At 43.1% G+C, this 21303-nt stretch carries 21 protein-coding genes; 7 read left to right on the top strand and 14 right to left on the bottom strand.

What is annotated here, in order from left to right; genetic code table 11:
• Nucleotides 1-38: 38 nt before the first annotated feature.
• The 3 genes from CH367_RS14690 to recN all read right to left on the bottom strand — a co-directional run bounded on the left by CH367_RS14690 (nucleotide 39) and on the right by recN (nucleotide 2919).
• Complete coding sequence (locus tag CH367_RS14690) at nucleotides 39-488, bottom strand: ExbD/TolR family protein (RefSeq protein WP_100763251.1); 450 nt, start codon at nucleotides 486-488, stop codon at nucleotides 39-41.
• Between the two features lie 5 nt (nucleotides 489-493).
• On the bottom strand, nucleotides 494-1099 hold the full coding sequence (locus tag CH367_RS14685) for a MotA/TolQ/ExbB proton channel family protein (protein WP_100763250.1): 606 nt from the start codon (nucleotides 1097-1099) through the stop codon (nucleotides 494-496).
• A gap of 113 nt (nucleotides 1100-1212) precedes the next feature.
• On the bottom strand, nucleotides 1213-2919 hold the full coding sequence (gene recN / locus CH367_RS14680) for a DNA repair protein RecN (RefSeq protein WP_100763249.1): 1707 nt from the start codon (nucleotides 2917-2919) through the stop codon (nucleotides 1213-1215).
• Nucleotides 2920-3515: 596 nt separating this feature from the next.
• On the opposite strand from recN, the gene CH367_RS14675 reads away from it, so the two are divergent.
• The 3 genes from CH367_RS14675 to CH367_RS14665 all read left to right on the top strand — a co-directional run bounded on the left by CH367_RS14675 (nucleotide 3516) and on the right by CH367_RS14665 (nucleotide 5456).
• The gene (locus CH367_RS14675; RefSeq protein WP_100763248.1) at nucleotides 3516-4220 is read left to right on the top strand and encodes a histidine kinase; all 705 of its coding nucleotides are present in this window, start codon (nucleotides 3516-3518) and stop codon (nucleotides 4218-4220) included.
• Nucleotides 4210-4980: an SDR family oxidoreductase gene (locus CH367_RS14670; RefSeq protein WP_100763247.1), complete on the top strand. Its 771-nt coding sequence runs from the start codon at nucleotides 4210-4212 to the stop codon at nucleotides 4978-4980. The genes CH367_RS14675 and CH367_RS14670 overlap by 11 nt, the downstream gene beginning before the upstream one ends.
• A gap of 176 nt (nucleotides 4981-5156) precedes the next feature.
• Complete coding sequence (locus tag CH367_RS14665) at nucleotides 5157-5456, top strand: ArsR/SmtB family transcription factor (RefSeq protein ID WP_000031888.1); 300 nt, start codon at nucleotides 5157-5159, stop codon at nucleotides 5454-5456.
• 29 nt (nucleotides 5457-5485) lie between these two features.
• Here CH367_RS14665 and rfaD read toward each other — a convergent pair whose 3' ends face one another.
• The 7 genes from rfaD to queG form a co-directional block, all read right to left on the bottom strand.
• A complete protein-coding gene (rfaD, locus tag CH367_RS14660; RefSeq protein WP_100763246.1) occupies nucleotides 5486-6457 on the bottom strand; it encodes an ADP-glyceromanno-heptose 6-epimerase in 972 nt (323 codons plus the stop codon).
• A gap of 14 nt (nucleotides 6458-6471) precedes the next feature.
• On the bottom strand, nucleotides 6472-8229 hold the full coding sequence (locus CH367_RS14655; RefSeq protein ID WP_100763245.1) for a UbiD family decarboxylase: 1758 nt from the start codon (nucleotides 8227-8229) through the stop codon (nucleotides 6472-6474).
• Nucleotides 8226-9353, bottom strand: a complete 1128-nt coding sequence (gene mutY, locus CH367_RS14650; RefSeq protein WP_100763244.1) for an A/G-specific adenine glycosylase — start codon at nucleotides 9351-9353, stop codon at nucleotides 8226-8228. The genes CH367_RS14655 and mutY overlap by 4 nt, the downstream gene beginning before the upstream one ends.
• A gap of 140 nt (nucleotides 9354-9493) precedes the next feature.
• Entirely contained in the window at nucleotides 9494-10480 is a 987-nt protein-coding gene (locus tag CH367_RS14645; protein ID WP_100763243.1) for an adenylate/guanylate cyclase domain-containing protein, read from the bottom strand.
• Complete coding sequence (locus CH367_RS14640; protein ID WP_100763242.1) at nucleotides 10477-11304, bottom strand: oxygen-binding di-iron domain-containing protein; 828 nt, start codon at nucleotides 11302-11304, stop codon at nucleotides 10477-10479. Before CH367_RS14640 ends, CH367_RS14645 begins: the two co-directional genes overlap by 4 nt.
• 67 nt (nucleotides 11305-11371) lie before the next feature.
• The gene (locus tag CH367_RS14635; protein WP_100763241.1) at nucleotides 11372-11740 is read right to left on the bottom strand and encodes a response regulator; all 369 of its coding nucleotides are present in this window, start codon (nucleotides 11738-11740) and stop codon (nucleotides 11372-11374) included.
• 352 nt (nucleotides 11741-12092) lie between these two features.
• On the bottom strand, nucleotides 12093-13046 hold the full coding sequence (gene queG, locus CH367_RS14630; RefSeq protein WP_100763240.1) for a tRNA epoxyqueuosine(34) reductase QueG: 954 nt from the start codon (nucleotides 13044-13046) through the stop codon (nucleotides 12093-12095).
• A gap of 20 nt (nucleotides 13047-13066) precedes the next feature.
• Between queG and CH367_RS14625 the strand changes: the two genes are divergently transcribed.
• Nucleotides 13067-13462 carry an LIC_11502 family protein gene (locus tag CH367_RS14625; RefSeq protein WP_100763239.1) on the top strand — a complete coding sequence of 132 codons (396 nt, stop codon included), beginning with the start codon at nucleotides 13067-13069 and terminating at the stop codon, nucleotides 13460-13462.
• Between the two features lie 55 nt (nucleotides 13463-13517).
• Here CH367_RS14625 and CH367_RS14620 read toward each other — a convergent pair whose 3' ends face one another.
• From CH367_RS14620 to CH367_RS14605, 4 genes are all read right to left on the bottom strand, one after another.
• Entirely contained in the window at nucleotides 13518-14435 is a 918-nt protein-coding gene (locus tag CH367_RS14620) for a DUF350 domain-containing protein (protein ID WP_100763238.1), read from the bottom strand.
• A 9-nt stretch (nucleotides 14436-14444) separates the two neighbouring features.
• A complete protein-coding gene (gene map / locus CH367_RS14615; RefSeq protein ID WP_100763237.1) occupies nucleotides 14445-15203 on the bottom strand; it encodes a type I methionyl aminopeptidase in 759 nt (252 codons plus the stop codon).
• A 6-nt stretch (nucleotides 15204-15209) separates the two neighbouring features.
• Complete coding sequence (locus CH367_RS14610) at nucleotides 15210-15404, bottom strand: hypothetical protein (protein ID WP_003008197.1); 195 nt, start codon at nucleotides 15402-15404, stop codon at nucleotides 15210-15212.
• Nucleotides 15405-15648: 244 nt separating this feature from the next.
• A complete protein-coding gene (locus tag CH367_RS14605) occupies nucleotides 15649-19077 on the bottom strand; it encodes a SpiroCoCo family coiled-coil protein (protein WP_100763236.1) in 3429 nt (1142 codons plus the stop codon).
• A gap of 105 nt (nucleotides 19078-19182) precedes the next feature.
• Between CH367_RS14605 and CH367_RS14600 the strand changes: the two genes are divergently transcribed.
• From CH367_RS14600 to CH367_RS14590, 3 genes are all read left to right on the top strand, one after another.
• Nucleotides 19183-19944 carry a class I SAM-dependent DNA methyltransferase gene (locus CH367_RS14600; RefSeq protein WP_100763235.1) on the top strand — a complete coding sequence of 254 codons (762 nt, stop codon included), beginning with the start codon at nucleotides 19183-19185 and terminating at the stop codon, nucleotides 19942-19944.
• 73 nt (nucleotides 19945-20017) lie between these two features.
• On the top strand, nucleotides 20018-20314 hold the full coding sequence (locus CH367_RS14595; protein WP_100763234.1) for an STAS domain-containing protein: 297 nt from the start codon (nucleotides 20018-20020) through the stop codon (nucleotides 20312-20314).
• A gap of 64 nt (nucleotides 20315-20378) precedes the next feature.
• Nucleotides 20379-21302, top strand: coding sequence for an ABC transporter ATP-binding protein (locus CH367_RS14590; RefSeq protein WP_100763233.1), 924 nt, complete (start codon nucleotides 20379-20381; stop codon nucleotides 21300-21302).
• Nucleotide 21303: the final 1 nt, after the last annotated feature.

The raw sequence follows: 21303 nt of genomic DNA, 5'->3' as shown, positions 1-21303 counted from the left end.
TATTTGCAACCAGAACCAAAACCTTCTCAACCGGATTTCTATTTTTCCCCGGAACCTGTTTGTCGCACCATGGCTAAGTTAAATTTACTAACTCCCGCCTCGTTTACCTTATCGATGACCTTGATCACGGTTTGGTAACTCGCTGTGCCGTCGCCTCGAATGATAACTCTGTTTTTACCCGGCTCTCTTTTGTCCGCAGGTCCGAGGAAAACGTTTATCTTTTCCGTAAGTTTTTCCAATGGAATCGGATCCGTATCCTTGTCCAAGAACACCTTACCGTCCTTATTGACCGTGATCACAAGCTCGTCTTTTTTCTTTTCTTGTGCGGTCGACGACGAACGCGGAAGTTCGATCTTCATCACCGTCGATTTTTCCAAAGTCGCGTTCATCAAAAAATAAATAACGATAAAAGAAATAACGTCGATGAGGGGAGCCAATTCGATTTGGCCTCCTCTACTTGCGGAAGATCGGAACTTTCTGAATTTCATAATGATTATTTCAGATATTTGAGAGCCTGACCGGAAAGATTTTCCATTTCGGCTATCGTATCTTCCTTTTTCTTTTGAAAGTAATTGTAAGCAACGTAAGCCGGAATCGCGATCGCAAGTCCCATCGCGGTGGTGATCAAGGCCTCGCTGATACCCACTTCCGCTCCTCTCGTACCGGAACCTTCTTCAAAGGAACGAATGATTCCCAAAACCGTTCCAAGAACTCCGAGTAAGGGAGAAATCGTCGCGATCGTTCCGAGTCCGGAAAGAAATCTTTCCATTTTTAAAATCTGAGCAAAACCTGCGGAGAGCATTTCCTCTTCCGCGCCATCTGCGTTTCTCCGACTGGATTCGATACCCGCGTGAAGAACCTGCGCGGAAGGACCGTTGCTCAAACCCTTGAGATAATCGGTCGCTGTGTCCCAATTTTTTTGACGGAATAAGTCTTTGAGAGAACGCCAATCCTCTGGAGTAATCGGTTTCCACTTTGAAAAGTAGATCAATCTTTCGATGATGATTGTAAAACCGATGATGGAAACTAAAACGATAACGATCGGTACGGATTCCGGAGGAATCGCGGAAATCAGAGAATCGGATTTGGCTAAAAACATTTGAGTAAAATTCTCCCCTGAGTAGAGTTTAAAACTCTCTTGTAGTTGCCAAACAGTTTTCTAATCCGCGTACCTCCTTTTTACAGAGATTCCAAATCGGGAAATCTGCACCGTTAGACCGCCTGTTTTTTCAGCAGTTCTTTAGCGTGTTCAAGAGCGCCTTTCGATACCCTCTGACCCGAAATCATTCTCGCAAGTTCCAAAGTTCGTTCTTCTAAACTCAAGAATTCCGCCTTGGAAAAAGTGCGCCCACCTTCCACCGATTTCGAAATTTTCAGATGATCGTTTGCCGCCGACGCAATCTGCTGCAAATGTGTGATCAAAATCAACTGATGATTTCCCGCCAGATTTCTGAGTTTGCGGGCCACATCCATTGCGATCTCTCCGCCCAAGCCGGAATCGATCTCGTCGAAAATCAACACTCTCAGATTGGATTGTCCGCCTAATATCGAACGGATGGCAAGCATCACTCTGGAAACTTCTCCGCCGGAAGCGATCTTACGAAGAGGTCTCGGTTTTTCACCCGGGTTCGGACTGAAATAAAACTCGAGTTGGTCCAAACCGGATTCGTTTACGATATAACTTTTACCGGAAGCCGAAATTTCTCCTTCGGGACTCGGTTCCCAACGAAGAACCACCTGAACCGCGGCACCCGGCATTCCGAGTTGATCCAATTCCGATTTCAAAGAAGATTCGAAACGAATCAAAGATTCCCGTCTCGCCTTGGAAAGTTGAATCGAAAGAGAACCGAGTCTGGAAGTGACCTTCTCGATTTCGATCTCCATGGATTCCTTGTTCTTGGAATTTTTTTCCATCGCCTCGAGTTCTTGTTCCGCCTTGTTTTTGCAATCCAGAACTTCGCTCAAACTGGAACCGTATTTCTTTTTCATTTTAGAAATCAGATCCAAACGGGATTGAACAAACTGAAGACGATCGGGAGAAAAGAAAATTTCCTCCTTTTCATCCAACACTGAAGAATTGATTTCCTTTAATTGAATGTAAATCTCCTGTAAAGAATCCAAGGTCTTACCGAAATCGGGTTGAATCGATTTGATCTTTTCCGCCGCGCTGAGAAGTCTCGGAAACGAAGGAAGAATCGCGGATTCGCTGTCCGCCAGATGTGCGGAAAGAATTTCATAATTCTCCGCAAGAAGTTCTCCGTGAGCCAGAAGATGTTCCTCTTGCACCAAACCTTCCTCTTCTCCGTCTTTTAGATCCGCCTCTTTGATCTCCTTGATTTGAAACGTAAGAAATTCGATCCGTTTGGATTTCTCCTCTTCGTTCTTGCGAAGTTCCTCCAGACGTTTTTTCATACTTCTGTACGTGAGAAAACATTCCTTCACCTCGTTTCGAAGAGGAATCAAACCGGCGTGCAAATCGATGATGTCGAGTTGTTCGCTTCGATCCAAAAGAAGAATCTGATCGTTTTGATTGTGTACTTCCGCGAGCAATTCTCCTAAGCCGCGTAACGTGGTCGAAGAAGCCAGGGACTGATTGATTAGAATTCTGGATTTTCCATCCCGACTGCATTCTCTGTGTAAGGTCAGTTCCTTGGAATCAAACGGGAATCCTTTCTCCTTAAGCCATTCCATCGCGACCGGATTTTTGGAAAGATCGAATACTCCCTCTAACACATAACGCGGCGCTCCGGTTCGGATTTCCATAGGACTGCTCTTTCCGCCTAACAACGACGATATGGCGTCCAGGATCAGGGATTTTCCGGCCCCGGTCTCCCCAGTGATCACCGTCATTCCTTTTTGGAAGTCGATACAAGCGTCTTCAATCAGAGCAAAATCTCTTATATTCAGGGTCTTCAGCATATATACCTCGAAATACTAAACAAATTATACCCTTCATATAATTGCTATACATATGATTGCAATCACTTTTTCTTGGGACCGATTTTTTTTCTAATTCAAAGCCCAAACAAATTGGGGTCGGATGGGAGCCTGAAACCGGATTAGATTTCCTTTTAACATTAGGGAAGTGAAATGTCCTGATCGTGTTCGTTTGACACAAAATCAAATCGGATTAGAACCTAAGAATGTTATCGATTCCTTAAGAACCACAACGAAAGAACCACAACTTGCTAATTTAAGAAATTAGAAGTTCCCTTCTTATAATTATGAATCTGAGAATTTTTTCAAATTCAAATATGAAGAATTGAGAATACATTCTTTTGTGAATCTCTGAGAAAAATTTGCCGACGATAGGTTATAAAAACGACGATGCATAGAACCTTAAAAAATGAATCTTCGAATCTCCATTCTCGGGTGAGAAAGGCCTTTCGGAATTTAGAGGATTTAATCCATTTTTAGAATATCGTAATTCTGGAATTTGATTGATTCCCTCTCTTTGTGATCGAAACTGACAGGGAAATTTGTAGCGTCCGGTATAAACGGGGATTTAAAAAAATATGGCAAAAAGTTTTCAAGACCTAGATCAGAAACTGTCCGAACTCATCGAAACTCGTTCCCGAATTACAGTTCAATCCTCTCGGATGAACTCAAAACTTGAAAAATACGTCCTTAGAATCATTACGGAAATCTTAACTAAGGTCGGACAAACTCGTTATATCGAAATGTTATATACGATCACCAAAGAAATGTCCATCAACGGAGTGAAGGCCAATCAGAAAAGGGTCTTTTTCGAAGACGAAGGTTTGGACATTCGAAATCCTGAAGATTACGAAAAAGGAATCACCGCGTTTAAAGCGAAGTTCTCCGAAAAGATGGCGGATGAATATGGCAAACGATGTCTTGCTCGTGGAATTTCTGTAAAATTAAACATTACGTATACAAATGAAGGTGTCGTCGTCGAAGTCACAAACAATACTCCCGTCATAGAGGAAGAAGAAGAAAGGATGCGGGAGAAGATGAAAAAGGCGATGGGTTACAACGACATCGCCGAATTCTATATGGACAATATGGATAATACGGAAGGTGCGGGACTTGGGATCGCACTCATTATGATTCTATTAAAAAGTGAGAATATAGATCCTCACCTCTTTAGAATCATGACGAAAGAACACGAGACCATCGCACGCGTGGAGATTCCGTTCTCCGAAGAATACATCAGCATTAGAAGTAAAGAATTAAAGGAAAACAATCTTGGACATTAAAGGTAAAACAGTACTCGTTACCGGTTCCGCAGGCGGACTCGGTAAAGCCATGGCGGAGCATTTCGCCAAAAAAGGGGCAAAAATTGTTCTTTCAGACATATCTGAAGAAAAGCTGAAAGAAGCGGAAAAGGATATCAAAGCTTTAGGCGCGGAAGTTTTTTCTTTCAAAGCGGACGTATCCAAAGAAGAAGATGCAGAAAAGCTTATGCAGTCTGCGGTGAAACAATTCGGAAGTTTGGACGTTGTCGTTTTAAACGCGGGAATTTTAAGAGACGGTTTATTAGTAAAAACAGATAAAGAAACCGGTAAAGTAGTTTCGAAGATGTCACTCTCAAATTGGCAATCGGTAATAGACGTCAACTTAACCGGAGTATTCTTAACCGCAAGAGAAGCCGCTATTCAAATGATAGAAAGCAAAAGTAAAGGTGTTATCATTCCAATTGCATCCGTTGCTATGCATGGAAACCCGGGACAAACAAACTATTCCGCCGCAAAAGCCGGAGTCGCCGCAATGACAAAACTGTGGGCAAAAGAGTTAAGTAGATACGGCATTCGTGTGGCAGGTATTGCGCCCGGATTTATAAAAACAGAAATGGTTATGAAGGATATGAATCCTGAAGCATTAAAAAAATGGGAAGCGTTGATACCGATCGGTAGATTAGGAGAACCGCATGAGATTGCTCTCACTGCTGAGTTCATTGCTAACAACGATTTAGTGTCCGGAGTTATATTAGAAATTTCAGGTGGAGTAAAAATTTAATCGGAAATCGTTTTTTTAAGAAAATAACTTTACACTAAGATAAAATTATAATATAATAGACCGTAATTTACCGAATTTTGATTTACTAGATTACTAAAATTGAATAAACTAAATTTGGTATTTTGGTCTAAAAAGAAAAAGCATCTTCTTTTAGAAATATAAATAAGAGTAAAACAATGTCTAAAGAAAAATCAGCATTAAAGAAAAACCAGTTAGAATCCGCAATTCGTGGGATCAAGGGGATAGCTCACCCTGACCGTTTGCAGATTCTTTTCTTCCTATCTCAGAAAGAACACAGCGTAGGTGAACTCGTGGATTTACTGGGAATCAGCCAATCTGCGGCTTCTCAGCACCTCAGCAAAATGAAGATCAACGGAATTCTTTCCAGCAGAAAAGAATCCAACCAAGTCTTTTACTATCTGAAAGACGGAAAATACAAGGATCTGATTCGTACGATCGTTAAAATCTACGGTTAATTATCCTTAAAAATCACTTTAAAGATTAGTTATGTACCCTCTTCCTCATCGAGGAGGGTTACATACTCCCTCACCGCCTCACTCAATCGAGTAAATCCTTCTCCATAACCGGTTTTCAAGAGTTTCGCCGTATCGGCGCAGGTATAATACTGGTATTTCGCCTTTAAACTTTCCGGCATTTCAGTATACTCGATGTTTTTCGGAAGTTTCAAAGTATCGAAGATTGCGGAAACAAGATCGTTCCAAGTTTCGGCGATTCCTCTTCCAAGATTGTAAAGCCCGCCGTGTCCGCCAAACGCGAGATAGGCGGTGATCTTTGCCGCGTCTTTCGCGTATAAGAAGTCTCGTTTTTGTTCCCCGTCCTTATATTCGGGTTTATAGGATTTAAAAAGACGGATCTTTCCCTCTTTTTTGATCTGCTCGTATCCTTTTAGTACGACGCTTCTCATATCTCCCTTATGTCCTTCCCCGTATCCGAACACGTTGAAATATTTGATTCCTGTAATCCGGTTTAAAAATCCGTGTTTTTGCGCATATAGATCGAACATATGTTTCGAATATCCGTACATATTGAGAGGTTTTAAAGAATCGATCGACGCCTTATCGTCGTATCCGTGAGCCCCGTCCCCGTAGGTTGCGGCCGAGGAAGCATACACGAAACGAATTCCGTTTTTTAGGGATTCGTTCGCAAGTAATTTCGTATATTCGAAGTTGTTCTCGATCAGATACGAAGCGTCCGTTTCGGTCGTAGAGGAACAAGCCCCCAAGTGAAACAGAATATCATAATCTTTTAATAAATTAGTACGAACGGCCGCGTCCAAAAAACGGTCCTTTTCGAGATAATCGGAATATTTTTTTCCGAGTAGATTCTTCCATTTGGAAGAGGTTCCCAAATGATCCACGACCAAAATATCGTCGATCCCTTGTCGATTGAGTTCCTGAATGAGATTGGATCCGATCAGCCCGGCTCCGCCGGTAACGATACATCTTTTTTTTGTCATAGAATTCAAATTTCCTAAAGAGAGTCTATCAGTCTACCAAATCTATCGTCGACTTTACGGATGGTTTTTGCGTCCGCTTCCGTCAAAGAAGGATACCAGGTTTTCATTCTGCAATCGATCACGACGGGAGGATACAACGCCGGATGATTTCGGATTAATTTCGTGTCCGCGTAGATATCTCCGGCGGGTTCAAAACGAGTAAAGATCGACCAGATAAAATCGTGATCGCTTTTGGTTGCGTCTTCGGAGTCGTCCACGATAAATACGAACAAAAAGTCCCGGATCGATTTTTCTTTGAGAAGTTTTGCGGGAACCCCGTCCTTGATTTTATACTTCGGACCCGATACTACCAAAACTCCCGGATATGGAACCTTCGGATCTTTAAAGGAAGAATTCGTAAGTTTCCCCTGAAAACGGGTCTTGAGATCGTTTTTCTTTTTGCCCGATCCTAGGAAAACTGCCTTACTACCCTTGTTCACTTCCGGTCCAGTGTAGTCTAACGTGTCCTGGGAAATATTGGCGAAAATATGAAGATCCGTAACCGGATTCATTCTTTCCAAAACACTAATAAACGTTTCTCTAAAGTTCTTGAGTTCCACGTTTTGATCCGTAACAAGAAGAACCTTTGTGAGGGAAAGTTGTCCTTCACCCAATATACGGAGCGCTCCCGTAAACGCTTCTCCCTGATATCGTTCCTTCACCACCGCGGCGGCGAGAGAATGGACTCCCGATTCTTCGTAAGCCCAAACGCCTTTGACCGCGGGCATAACTACCGGGAACATCGGCGATAAAAGGTCCTGTAAATATTCCGCAATCCAATGATCCTCTTGCGGAGGACGACCTACCACGGTGGCGGGCCAGATCGCATCCTTACGATGATAGATGTTGTTTACTTGTACGACCGGATAGTCGTGTTTCAATGCATAATAGCCGTAATGATCTCCGAACGGCCCTTCCGGTTTTCGAATTTTGGGAGGAATGATTCCTTGTATGAGAAAGTCCGCGTCGGCTACGATCGGAAGAAAAGAAATATTTTTATCCCTTTTGACTCCGAGCTTCTCACCTAACAATAAAGAGGCGAGAATCAGTTCGCTGATCTCTTCGGGCAAAGGTGCGACCGCCGCGATCGTAAGCCCGGGAGGACCTCCGGCATAGATATGAACCGGAAGAGAATTTCCTTCCTTTTCGGCTTCGTAATAATGGTTTCCGCCACCTCTGTGGATTTGAATATGCATCCCGGTTTCCATCGGTCCGTGGATCTGAATCCGATACATTCCCAGGTTTCCCTTTCCGGTTTTAGGACTTTCCGTATATACCAAGGGTAAGGTTACGAAATTTCCTCCGTCCTTGGGCCAGGATTTGATCGTTGGAAGTTCATGCAAAGATTCTAATGTATGTTCGAGAACCGGAGCGGTTTTGACTTTTTTCAGTCCTACCCTGAGAGCCTGAAACGCGATCGTTCTTAAGTCCCAAATTTTGGACGGGGTCGGAGGAAGAAAGTGTTGGATCGTATATGCGATTTTTTGCACGAACCGAATCGGGTCTTCCCCGAAAGCGATTTTCATTCTTCTTTCGGAACCGTAGAGGTTCGTCGCGACCGAAAAACGAGAACCCTTTACGTTTTTAAAAAGAACGGCCGGTCCGCGTTTCGCGACTACCCGTCTTTGAATTTCGGCGAGTTCCAAAACCGGATCGACTTCCTCTTCGATTACGAGTAATTCTTTTTGTATTTGTAATTCTTTTACGAATTCGGAGGTGGACCTGATTTTCATTGCTTTCCTACCGGAAGTTCCGGTTGTTTTTTATTTTTATTCTTCAGTTGGATCAGTTTGCCCGAAATGGACGACGGAAATTCTTCCTTGAGATCGGATTCTTCGACCCACTTGAATTCGACATCCTTTCTTTTTTGAAGAATTTTTTCGATCCTGTTTGCGTTCGTCGTTTCCAGTTCGCTGTATTTCAATTGAATCTTATGGTTCGTGATCGAATGTCTGGTTCGCAAAGAATTCTCCCTAAGCAAAGGATCTTCGAACAATTCTTCCACCCATTCGTCCTTTTCATACGGATGTTTTCCTTCCAGTCGAAACGGCAAAGAATAGATGGTTTTAAAAAATCTTCGGCTCGGATACTTTACCACCAATACACCGTTAGGCGATTTCAAAAATAAAAAGTTGAGATCGAGCGCGACCCAATTCTCCACCGACTTTGGCGCCGGAATTTCTTTTTCCTTTCCTGCGATACGCGCCTCGCAGTGATTGGAAAGCGGACAAGAAGAACAATTCGGAACGGGAACACAAACCAAGGCTCCGAGTTCCATCATGGCTTCGTTGTGATCTCCGGGTGAATCCGGCGTTAAGAATTCTTGCGCCAAGTTTCCGAGGACTTGATTGGTCGAACTTGCAAGAGGGTCGGATGTAATTAAAAACAATCGGGATAAAACGCGCTTAACGTTTCCGTCCAAGACCGCGTGTTGTCTTCCGTATGCGATCGATAAAACCGCCGAAGCCGTATAACTTCCCACACCCGGAATCGACAAAGCGTCTTCGTATTCTTTCGGAAAAAGTCCCTTGTGTTTGTCTACGATCACCGCCGCGCCTTTTCTTAAGTTGCGCGCCCTCGAATAATAACCGAGCCCCTTCCAATATTTCATCACCTCTTCTTCCGAAGCTTCTTGTAAGGTTTGAGGATCGGGAAATCGTTTTAAGAATGTTTCATAGATCGGAAGCATGGCCGCAACCCGAGTTTGTTGAAGCATGATTTCGCTCACCCAAATTCGATACGCGTTTTTGTTGATTCGAAACGGAAGTTCTCTTTTGTTTTTATGAAACCAGGAAAGAAGATTCTTTCTGAGTTCCACAATGAGTTTTGTGTCGATGGAGTTTGTTTTGGATTCCACAGTCGTAAAGAAATGCGATTTCTTTACATGGAATGACACAGGCAAGGAAGGTAAATCCTGTTTTGTCCGCGGATCTCAATTTTCACTCGAAATCCGCGCGGCTCCAGACGGCAAAAGCCGCGTTCATCCTTAGAAACGAATCATTCTCTCGTAAGAACGGCGCGTTCGTTTCCGGATTTTGCAGGATTGGAAATATGATATTTCCCATCGGAGAACATGATATGTTTCCCCTGCTCCAAAGCCTTATACAGTTTTCTAAAATTCTCACCCGGAATTTGTGAAGACACAGGATTTCCCAAATTCTTTTTGATGGAATCGATCGTATAAAGATCGTGACTCCCCACACCTTTGAGTTCCTTCATTCCGATATACGCGCAGTCGAAGTAATCTCGAACGTCGTTGTAAACGGACTTGGACACGGTGATCTTTCCGGGTTCGCTTATGTTTTCAATCCGAGAAGCGAGGTTCACGGTATGTCCCCAGATGTCGAATGCAATCTTAGTGTGACCGACAACTCCGGCGATCAAAGTGCCCGAATGAATCGCGATTCTGAGTCCCCAAGCGTCGTCTCCTTCTTGGATCTTTTCTTTCTTTTTTCTTTCCGTGTATTCCATCATTTCCAAAGAAGCAAGAATGGAATCGAGTTTGGCCGTTCTTTTGTAACCTCCAAGTCCGCCCACGGCGAGGAACGCATCCCCGATCGTCTTTACTTTTTCGATTCTATGTTTGGTGCAGATCCTTTCAAACTCGTCGAAGTAAATCGAAAGTTCCTTAAGAAGTTCGTTCGGACTCATATAACGACTGATATCCGAGAAACCTACGAAGTCGGTAAGAATCACGACCGCGTTCTCGTGTTGGATCGGTCTTACCTTCCCTTTGAGTTTCAATTCTTCGATCATGTATTCGGGAAGAATATTTTGTAAAAGAACGTCGGCCTTCTTTTTCTCTTCGAGAATCCGGTTTCGATCGCTGTTGACCAAGTGATTCATCATCTCTCTCGTTAACGTTTCCTTGTTGCGGTAACGGACGATTCGACTCAAAGCGCGATAGTAATCCTCTTCTCTTCGGATTATATCCTCGGGGCTTCCGATCGCGATACTCTTTGCAAATTCAGCCAGCTCGTTCAACGCAGATCTCCTTTACGAGCCTTCTGAATCATATCGTCTTTGATCAGATCCAAACCGCAGGGAAGATTCCAAAGTTCGTCTATGATCGCGGGAAGTTGCTCCTTACGGATGATCTGTCCGTGTTGGGGTGCGATAACCTCCGCGTCAAAACTCTGGATACGAAGGAGCGCATAACGCAACGCAAGATTGGACGGAATGTAGGCTTGCATAAACGCCTTCATATTGTCTAAAGCCCTCGCGTCGTGATAGAGGGACCATTCATTCCCCAATCCCCCGAGAATGTCGCTGGTAAATAAAACCTTGGACTTAACGTCGTATGTAATCATCGCTCCGGGAGAATGTGCGAACGGAGTACTGATAAACTGAAGTTTTCTTCCGCTCGGAGTTTCAAAATCGGTGAGGCTATCGCCGATACGAACCACACTTCCTTTCACTCCGTAGTGTTTGATGAGATATACGGTTCTGGTTTCCGCGATCAACTGCACTTGAGTATCACCTCGCAGGTCCTCGAAGATGGGAACGTTGGCGCAAAGATCCGGATCCTGGTGTTGTAAGATGATCGTTTCGATGGAATCCGGCGCTACAAGTGAGAATATCTTTCTTGCGACGACCGGGAAGTCCGGAATCGATCCCGGATCGATCAGAATGGTGCTTTCTCCGTTTTTGATCATATACGGATTGCAGTGAAGGGATTCTCTCTCGTCATAGAAACCGATCCAGTAAACGTCTTCCGCGATTTCTACCGCGTAGTTCGTATCGATTTCCAACGTGAGTTCACGTTGAACGTTCTTGTGATTGTTGGCTTGAGCTAATTCTGCTGACAAATACCGACTCCTATTCTATTCGATCCATTGATCGTAACGTATACTAATCCGTCGGTTTACAAATATTCTATTTTTCGAATGTAAGAAGCAGTTTTCTTACATGATCCACGCTCACCGGTTTGATAAAAATTTCATTCGCACCCGCGTTGCGCGCCGCTTCTATAATTTCAGGTTCTGAGAAAGCGGTCATTGCGGCAATCGGAATATTCAAATTTTGTTCCCTAATTTTTTTTATGAGTTCAATTCCGTTTAACACGGGCATCTTGATATCCGTAATGATTACGTCCGGTTGATACTCAAGGAACATGTCCCAAGCGACTTTTCCGTTTTCTGCGGAACAGACGAACGCGGTAAAACGTTTTAAAAAACGAACCATAGTTACACGAATCAACTCTTCGTCTTCCACATACAAAAGTTTAAAAGGGATTCGTCTCATGGATTTTTTATAACCGTCACCAAACCTTATTTAAAATTAAATACGAATATTCTTTATTTGAATATGGATACACAATAAACTAAAGTAAATCTTAATATTTTAATTTTTTAAACTTTAATATTCTAATAAAAATAAATCAAACGCGCCCAGTTAAATAAAGATTCTTCCTTTGTTCTATTCGGACGAAATAAATTTCCAAAATCGTCTTCACATTCAGGCTTCGATTCTGCAAATTCTTGATTTTATCCGTAGATTGTTAGCGGTAATTTTCGTCCGCGGCCGCGCCCTCAATCCTTTGGTGAGAAACCGGGCTCAATCCTTCTTGGATTCAAAATCCGGGAGCGACGCGGGCTTAAACTTTAGGATTTTTGAAAGTATCTTTGATGTGGTTCGCGTTTCTCTGAAACATCTCGAAACTCATTCGGGATATAGCGGAATCAGAAAAATAGGTTTTGAATTCTTCCTTGTTGAAATCCAAGATAGAATCGGGATTCTCCTTAAAATAAAAGCGGGTTTTAAATTCTTCCCTTTTTGTTTGAATCCCTTTTTTACGCGCCTTTACGTGATTCCACGGACAAACATCCTGACAAACGTCGCAACCCGCGAGCCATCCTTGAGTATCCGAAATCGTTTCGGAAGAATCTTCCAATGTATGATGCGATATACATTTGCCAGCGTCGATCTTATAAGGTTCCAAGGCTCCGGTCGGACAGGAATCGATACAGGCGGTACAGGTTCCACATCGATCCTTGACGTCGATTTGTACCGTATGAACGGGCAAATCGGTTAAGATCACTGTGATAAAAAAGAACGAACCGAAGTCGGGATGAATGAGATTCGTATTCTTCGCCTTCCATCCGAGTCCGGCCATTCTCGCTAAAACCTTCTCGGGAACCGGCAGAGAATCCACACCCTGACGAAACTTATGATTCGGATATTTTGTTTTCAAAGCCTGTATTAGAGGTTTTGCAAGTCTTCGCAGAACACGATGATAGTCTTCACCGATCGCGTATCTTGAAAATCGATACGACATTTTTCGGGAGAACTCGTCGTATTCGGGATCGTTGTAAAGAGTTCCCAGAGCGATTGCGGAAACGGGATCAAAACCGAGATTCTTAAAATCCAACCGAAGATCCATGTTCTTCGGATACCATTCCATCTTTCCGTGTTTTCCTTCCTTTACCCAAGAAAGAATGTTATCTCTGTCTTCTTGTGGAATTTTTGCGTCACAAATTCCATAAAGATCAAAGCCGGAGCTTTCGATCAGAGATTTGAATTCGGAAATTATTTCTTTACTTTCGATCATAAATTTGATACAAATCGAGTATGCAAAAACAATTATCCGAAAAGAATAAATTTCCCCGCACTGAAGTTGCCTTGCTTCCGAATCATTCCGGTTTTATTTCTTATTCGGATGTTGTTTCCGCGATTCGTCTCGCCGTTTTGCCTAAGGATAAACTTTCCAAACAGATCGTGTTCGCAGCCGTAGTCGGTGCGTTGAAGGGTTTTCAGGAAAGGGATTTGAGACCGTTTCATACGAATCATAAGTACGTTTTTGCAGAACTCGGTTCTGAAGTTTTAAAAACCGTAGAAGTTTCCGGTTCGATCGAAGATTTTTCCGAAGAAGATCGAATCAAACTCCTCAAAGATTCTTTCGAATACGGAATTCGCAAAGTTTATCATCTGGAATGGAAACTTTATACTTCTAGAGAAATCTATTAATACGACTTCAGAAACTGCGAAGTCGCAACCTCTCTTAAAAGAATTCCTCTAAACCTTAAACCGCGTAAAAAAGAATTCCCGCAAAGCTGACGAGTACGGCGGCTTCCAAGATTCCCACTCCCACGTTTTGATCTCGACTGATTTCTTCCTTGAGAGTACTTCCGGGTAGAATTACGGCGTCCGTCAAAAGTCGAACCGCCGGAATTACGATCAACCCAAGTACAAAATCCAAAAAGATTTGAAATAGAGTGTGTTCCATCGAAACCGGATCTTTGTGAAGAGCTCTTGCGATGATGATTCCAAGAGCGACTAACGCACCGCTGTAGGAAATTCCGGAGGCAAGATTCTCCTTTTCCTTCAATTCCACATCCAAAGAATACGGAACGATCTTACGATACGCGAGCGTAAACAAAACCAAAGCGAATTGTCCGATCGAAAAAAACAAAACCCCGAGAATGGTTCCGTCCAAAAGTTTTTGAACCGGTTCCAAAAGACCCAAGTCCTTCCAAATCGAAAACGCAAGTCCAGAGTTATCTCCGCTTAAGGAAGCCGCGATAATGATGGAGGAAGCGATGCTACTTCCGAAAACGACCGCACCGACCGCTACGTTCTTCCCCGAATATACAAGTTCGTTAAAATCCAAACTTCTAAAGATCACCTTATCGTTGATATAGTAGGAAAGATTCAAAAGGAGAATCCCGAGAATGCCGTAGTATAAAACTTGAAAACAATCCGAGATAAAATCGGTTCCGGGTGAGGAAAGGATTACGAGCAGAATCAACGTAAGCCCGAGATAATAACCTGCTAACCCCGAAGAGACCGCGGTGTTGTTATTGACTACGATTTCGTGATCGAGATCGCCGGGTTCGATCCAATCCTTGATTTTTTTACCGATGTAAAAGAGAACAAAACTGATTAAAAAAAATACTGCGTCTCTACCTAAAGCGCTCAGATAACCAAGTACCGTTTCCATGACACCAGATTAACCCGATACGGTTAAAATTTCATAGCCTTTTTCGGTGACGAGAATCGTGTGTTCGAATTGAGCGGACCACTTGCCGTCTTTTGTAGTTACGGTCCAATGATCTTCTTTGGAGAAGTTGACTTGCCAGGTTCCGAGGTTGACCATCGGTTCGATCGTAAAGATCATACCGGGTTCGAGCTTTGCAAGTTTTCGATTCTGACGAAAGTGGGGGATCTGAGGATCTTCGTGAAAGCCTCTGCCGATTCCGTGTCCCATCAGATCGCGAACGATTCCGTATCCTTTCGGAGTCAGAAAATCGTCGATCGCATTCGCGATATCGTGCACTCGGTTGCCGGGTTTGACTTGTTCGATGCCGATATACATCGCTCTTTCCGTATCCGCGACGAGGGTTTCCACTTCCGGAATCGTCTTACCGCCTACGATGAACGTACGGGAAGAATCTCCGTGATAGCCGTCCAAAAGAGGAGTCACATCGATGTTGATGATATCCCCTTCCTTTAGAACATCCGTCGCTTTTGGAATTCCGTGACATACAACTTGATTCACGGAAGTACAGATCGATTTAGGAAATCCTTTATAACCGAGCGGAGCGGATTTTGCTCCGTGCTTCTTGGTAAATTCCTCGCAAAGATCGTTCAACTGCAATGTGGAAGCACCGGGTAGAACGTAAGCGGAAATATAATCCAAAAGTTTAGCGGCCAGTTTCCCAGCCGCTCTCATTTTTTCGATTTCGCTCTTGTTTTTGATGAAGATCAAATCGAATTAGAAATCAGTCGGGCGAACCGTACTTCTTTTGTTGGATTCAGTACGTTTCACAGCGTCATCGATCAGTTGGTGAATCTTCTCGTTCAATCCGTCAATCGCATCTCCGGAAGTCATAAATCCTTTAGACTTAATGTAAGCCTTTACTTTGCTCGTTACGATCAGGGTTTCCTTTTCGACATTCTTTCCAGCCATTGAGTTCTTCCTCTCTGTCTTAGTTTTCTTCTTTTGTGCCATCTTCAATATTGCTCCGGTTCACGGCCGTCCAGTTTGTTTTTGTTCCGTTTCGGTTTCAGTTTGCATTTTTTTCAGAAACCCGGAAAAAGAACAACCTTTTAGAACTTTCCCCTTTGCGACCTTACCTTTGTTTTAAAAAAAATGATACCATAACTTAGAAAATGAGACATAGAGCTCAAGTTAAGCGTCGTCAAGAAATATTTCATTTCTTCTTAACGGATTCGCTTTGTAGAATCGTATTCACAAGTCCCGTTTCTAAGTTTAATTTTTCGGCGATGGTTTCGGCCGGCCATTGAAAGTTATGATACAGATTCAATACCGTAGCTTTCTTTCTTTGAATCAGATGATCCTTGGAAGAATCCTTCGACTTACTCGAAGAGGGACTTCCTTCCGTAACCGCACCGACCGCGTCTAAGAAACCGGAAAGTTTTTCGAACTTATCGTCCGCTTCGCCTAAAAGACCTTCGAGGTCTTCCTTCACGACGATCGCACCGGCTTTTAAATCTTCCATACGATGTTGTAATGTGGAAATTTGTTTGTGTCTTTCGGAAAGATCGACCATAAGGTCTTCGATCTTTTCAAACTTCGCTTCCACGGAACGGATCTCTTCTTTTTTACGGAATAAGGATTCGATTCGATCGTCGGTTTTGCGAACGGTCTCGGCGATTTCCTTTTCTCTCGCTTCCAAAATTTCAACGTCGTTTTGAAGAGAATATAATTTATTCGTAAGTCCTTTGGCCGCTTCCTTATGAGCGTCCGTTTCTTCGAAAAGACCTTTGACTTCTCCGCGAACCGATTCCAGACTTTCGAGTCTTTCGGTAAGATCTCCGAAAGTTTCTTCCATCTCCAGGGCTTTTTCACCCGCTTCGAGAAGTCTAGTGAACGTATCTTCCCAATCGGAAGATCTTCTTTGCAGTTCTTCGAATTCGTTGCGAAGAGAATCCGAGGAATCCTTAATGGAAGCAAGGGAATCCAATCTGAGTTTTAAGTCTTCCGTTTCGTTCACGAGAGAATGTTTTAAGTTTTGTAGCTCGTCCAGTTTTTGTTCGAGTTCGTTTAACAAAGGAGTTCTTTCGTCGGCTCTGGACAAAAGTTCTTCCATCGTTTGGATATAAGAATCGGTTTTATCGACGACCTCGCTCGCTTTGTGGAAGAGTTCAGCCTTCTCACCGAGTTCTTCCATCTTATCCGTGATTTCTTCCACGGAAGAACGCAAGTTCTCCGATTCCTCTTGGATTTCAGCGATGAGATTTTTCTTAGCGTTCGCGATCTCTTCCAAGTCTCGTTTGAGATCGAGTTGAAGTTCTCTGTATTCTTCCATCGAACCTTTGAATTCTTCCTTACCGGAACGCAGGAATTCTTCGGAAGCGGCTTCCATCTCGCGCAATTGATTCTGAAGTTGTTTTTGAAAACCCTTCATCTGATCGTCGCTGTCCTTGCGGGAAGCTTTGAGAGAATCTTCGAGATTCTTTTTCACGTCGAGAATGTATTTGCTGATTCTTTCCTCGAGCTGACCCAACTGCAACTGTCCCTTGTCCATAAGAGAAGTAAGTTGTTTGGAAATCTTCGCGTCGATCGTTCCGTTTAAGCGGCTGATCTTCTCTTCTTGTTTTTCAAAGAAATCTTCCGCGGAATCGCGTAGACGGTCTAACACGCGTTCGGCGTCTTTGCCCGCGTTTTCCAGATTGGATTCCACGCTGTTACGGATTTTTTCCGCGTGGATTTCGAGAACCTTTTCGTTCTTTTTAACGATCTGTTCCATCTTGTCGATGGTTCCGGAAAATTCTTCCCGAAGAGTCTGGAGAATTTCGTTTCCATCCTCTTTGATATTACGAAGAGAATCGCCGAGTCTTTCGGAAACGGAATCCCCTTCTTTTTGAAAATTGGTTTTATAGCGGGAAACGAATTCTTCGATCTTGTCTTTTTGAACCGCGTATTCGTTTTTGAATTCTTCGAGAAGACCCTTGCCTTCCACATGAACGTCTCCGAGTTTTTCCTGAAGACGGCCCATCTGATCCTGAGCGTTCAAACGGATATTGCCAAGTTCTTCTTCCCAATAACGGGAAAGATTTTCGAATCTCTGATCGATCTTACGAACTTCTTCGTCCACGGTTCCGGAAAGAAGATCGATCTTCTCTTCGACCTGAGACATCAGATCGCCCGCGCTGGATTCCATCGCGGATTGAAGATCTCCGAGATAAGAATCCACGTCCTTGATGCGGCTTGAAATCTGTTTATCCAGAGTGACGATGGATTGACGAACCGCTTCCAGATCCTGTTGAATGAGAGTCGATCTTTCCGAATGAAGTTTAGAAAGTTCTAAATCGAATTCTTCTTTGAGATTGGAAATACCATGGATCGTTTTTTCTTTTGCGTCTTCTCTCGCGGAATCCAAAGCTGAATGGAATTCCCTGAGACCCATGGAAATATCTTTTTTCAGACCATCCGCGTCCGTGCGAAGATTGCTACTGATTCGGTTGAATTCTTCTTCAAAAGTGTCGATCTGACGCAGAAGTTCGGACTTACGCGCGTCTGCTTGGCGGAGAAGTTTGTTTTCCGCTTCCAGATATTTTTCCTGGAAGAACTGAATCGATTCGTTGATCGATTCCGCCTGACGTCTTGTTTCGTTCAAAATTTCGTCGCGACGGGTCATGGTTTCCAAACTCATACCTTCGATTTCTCTGCGAATCGAATCGACTTCGAGTTTGACTCCGTTGATAAAAGCTTCTTTGGAATGAGTGACCTGTTCGAGAATCCGATCCAGTTTTTCCTGAGCGGATTTTTCCGCGAGTCTCGCCATCTCTTCGAGTTTGCGATCTGCGGCTTCCGCTTTTTCTTCCACACGGGAATCCAAACGTTCGAGTTTATCGCTTATGGTTAAGAATACTGTCTGCAACTTTTCGGATCTTAGATCCAAATCTTCTTCTTTGTTACGGATGGTTTCGAATAAGGAAGAAATTTCGGAACGAAGTTGTTCGATTCTTCCCACGGAATCACGCATTAGAGAATTGGAATGTGCGTCCAAACTGTCTCTGTAGTTTGCGGCGATCGAATTCAGACCTTGATCGATCTTATCGTTTTTGATTTCTAAAAGTTCTTCCAGCTCCACGATTTTGGAAGCGAGAGATTGTAAAAGTTCGTCCGAACGAAGATTGACCTTATCGGTAAAAACTTCGAGGATCGCTTCCGCTTCGGATCTCAAGTCGAGAATCTTCTGATCCAGAAGTTGAATTTCCTTTTTACCGGACTCCATACGCAGAAGTCCCTGTTGAATCGCGTTGGATTCTTCCCGAATATCGGAGGAAAGTTGAACGACTTCCTTTAGATCACGCGCAACCGAATCTAAAAAATCGCGGTTGGTTTTGATGGAATCCAGAAGTTGTCTGGATTCTTCGTTGAGAGCGTGAACGTCGTTTGCAAGTTTGCGGGTCTGCTTGAGGCTGATCTCTAAATCGATTCCTGCGTCTTTTACGAATTGAATTTTTTCAAGAGCGATGTCGTTTAACTCGTCTTGAACTTTTCCCGTAAAACGTTTGATTTGACTGAGTTTATAGTTGGATTTGTCCAGCCTTCGAAGAAGGATTGTAATTCCTACGCTGGCTATAAACGGCAGGAGTAATTCTATTCCCATTGAATTTTGTTTACCATAGACACAATTTTTCCGGAAACATTATGTCTCATCAAATTACGATTGACTATTGGAAAGATCGTAAAAAGAGCAAGAAAAAATTAAATTATGTTTAAAAAAAAGCCCTATTCCGGCTTTTCGTCGGTTTATGATGCAGTTATGAAGGACGTCCAGTACGAACGCTGGTCGGAATTTATTCTCTCTTCCTACGCCGGTCAAGGCGGAAATATTCTCCCGGAAACCGTTTTGGATTTGGGTTGCGGCACTTGCAAACTCTGGGAAGAATTTCCCAAAAACGTTCAACTTACCGGAATCGATTCAAGTTCGGAAATGCTTGAAATCGCGAGAAAAAAGCCGATTTCAGGAGAATTGATTTATGCCGATTTTCTGGATTTCGATTTAGAAAATCGTAAATTCGATCTCATTCTTTCCACACACGATTCTTTGAATTACCTAAACGATGAGAAAGAACTGAAAAAAGTTTTTTCCAAAATTCGAACACACTTAGGCCCGGACGGACTCTTCTTTTTCGACCTAAGCAGTCTTTACAATTTTAAGAATCATTTCGACGGTCATACCTTCATCGAAAGAGTCGGAGACTATAAAATCCGATGGATCAATCGTTTCCTGGAAGAATCGAACACACTCGAGTCGACGCTCACCTTCTCTCATCGAAGATCCGAGGAAGAATTTTCGGAGGTCCACAGACACAGATACTTCCCAAGGAATACGATTCGAATTCTTTTAGAAGAATGCGGTTTGATTCTTTTGGAAGAAGGTTCCGATTATGAAGAATGGAATTTAAGAGAAGATGCGTCTCTTATAAATTATCTTTGTAGAAGTACGGAAATTAATTTACGAAATCGATGATATTTATCACCTTCTTCAGATCGTAATATATTTCGTCTACAGCGTAAGAACGCGTAATTAAGGAAAAAATCATATGTCAAAATTCAAAATAGAAGGTAAGTTCGGTAAGGTTTCGATCGATACTCCGGTAATCGACGGTTACGATAAAATTTTCGACGAGGTGACAAGGACCGCTTCCTCAGGTTCTATGTCCGAAGTGGAATTTACGGTCGAATCGGTGAAGAAAATCACTTCGAGCGGAATCGCAAAACTCTTAACCGTTAAGAACATGATGGATAACTACGGAGTGAAGATGAGAATTAAAAATCTAAGCGCCGATCTTTTAGAAGTCTTAAAAAAATTCAAAGTGGACGGTAAACTCGGTCTTTAATCTTTCCGTTTCGAAAAACGATTGCCGCTCTCGACGAGAATCGGGAACTCTGTGATTAATCCCAATGGGAACGATTTCCGTCAGTCAACTCTCCAAGTTTTATCCGGGAAAGATCGCGATTTCCGGTCTTAGTTTTGAAATTCCTCAAGGGAGAATCACGGGCCTACTCGGCCCGAACGGCGCCGGTAAAACGACAACCCTCAAACTTCTCACCGGCTCCTTACATCCGAACGAAGGAAGAATTCTCTACGACGGTCTTGATTTTTTCGAAAACAAAATCGAGATTCAAAAAAAAATCGGTTATCTTCCGGAATCCTCACCGATCTATTTCGATCTTACCGTTTACGAATATCTTTCTTTTTTAGGAAAAGCAAAGGGCGCGTCGAAGGATCTTAAGGAAAGAATCGATTTCGTATTAACATCGTTAAAGTTGGAGTCCGTCGTCTTTAGCCCCATTCATTTTCTTTCGAAAGGTTTTAAACAAAGGGTTTCCTTGGCGGGAACTCTCATTCAAGATCCTGAATATATCATCTTGGACGAACCCAGCTCCGGTCTGGATCCGCTCCAAACCGCCGAACTCAAGGATTTAATTCGTACATTAGGAAAACGGAAAACGATTCTGCTTTCTTCCCACGTTTTAAAGGAAGTAGAGGACATCTGCGATCACATTCTCGTGTTATCCGAGGGAAAATTGATCGCGGATTCGTCCATAGAATCCTTATCGAAAGGACGGGGTTGTTTGATTCTCGCGGAAACCGATTTGAATTCTTTGCAAACGTTCTTTGCGAATCGTAATCTTGAAATTCTGGAAATCACACAAAGCGGAAAGTCCGAAGATTCCTTTCTCGAATTTAGAATTCATACATCCAATACGCGCCCCGAGGAAATCTTTCAGATTCTAAGAACGGCTCCGTTTCAAATCAGATCCTTAACTCCGGAAAAGAATTCCTTGGAATCCGTTTTCGAATCCTTAACCTTACAACGATAAG

Origin of the sequence: Leptospira barantonii (assembly GCF_002811925.1) — a bacterium.
Taxonomy (GTDB): Bacteria; Spirochaetota; Leptospiria; order Leptospirales; family Leptospiraceae; genus Leptospira; species Leptospira barantonii.
This window is presented reverse-complemented; position numbering and strand designations above follow the sequence as displayed.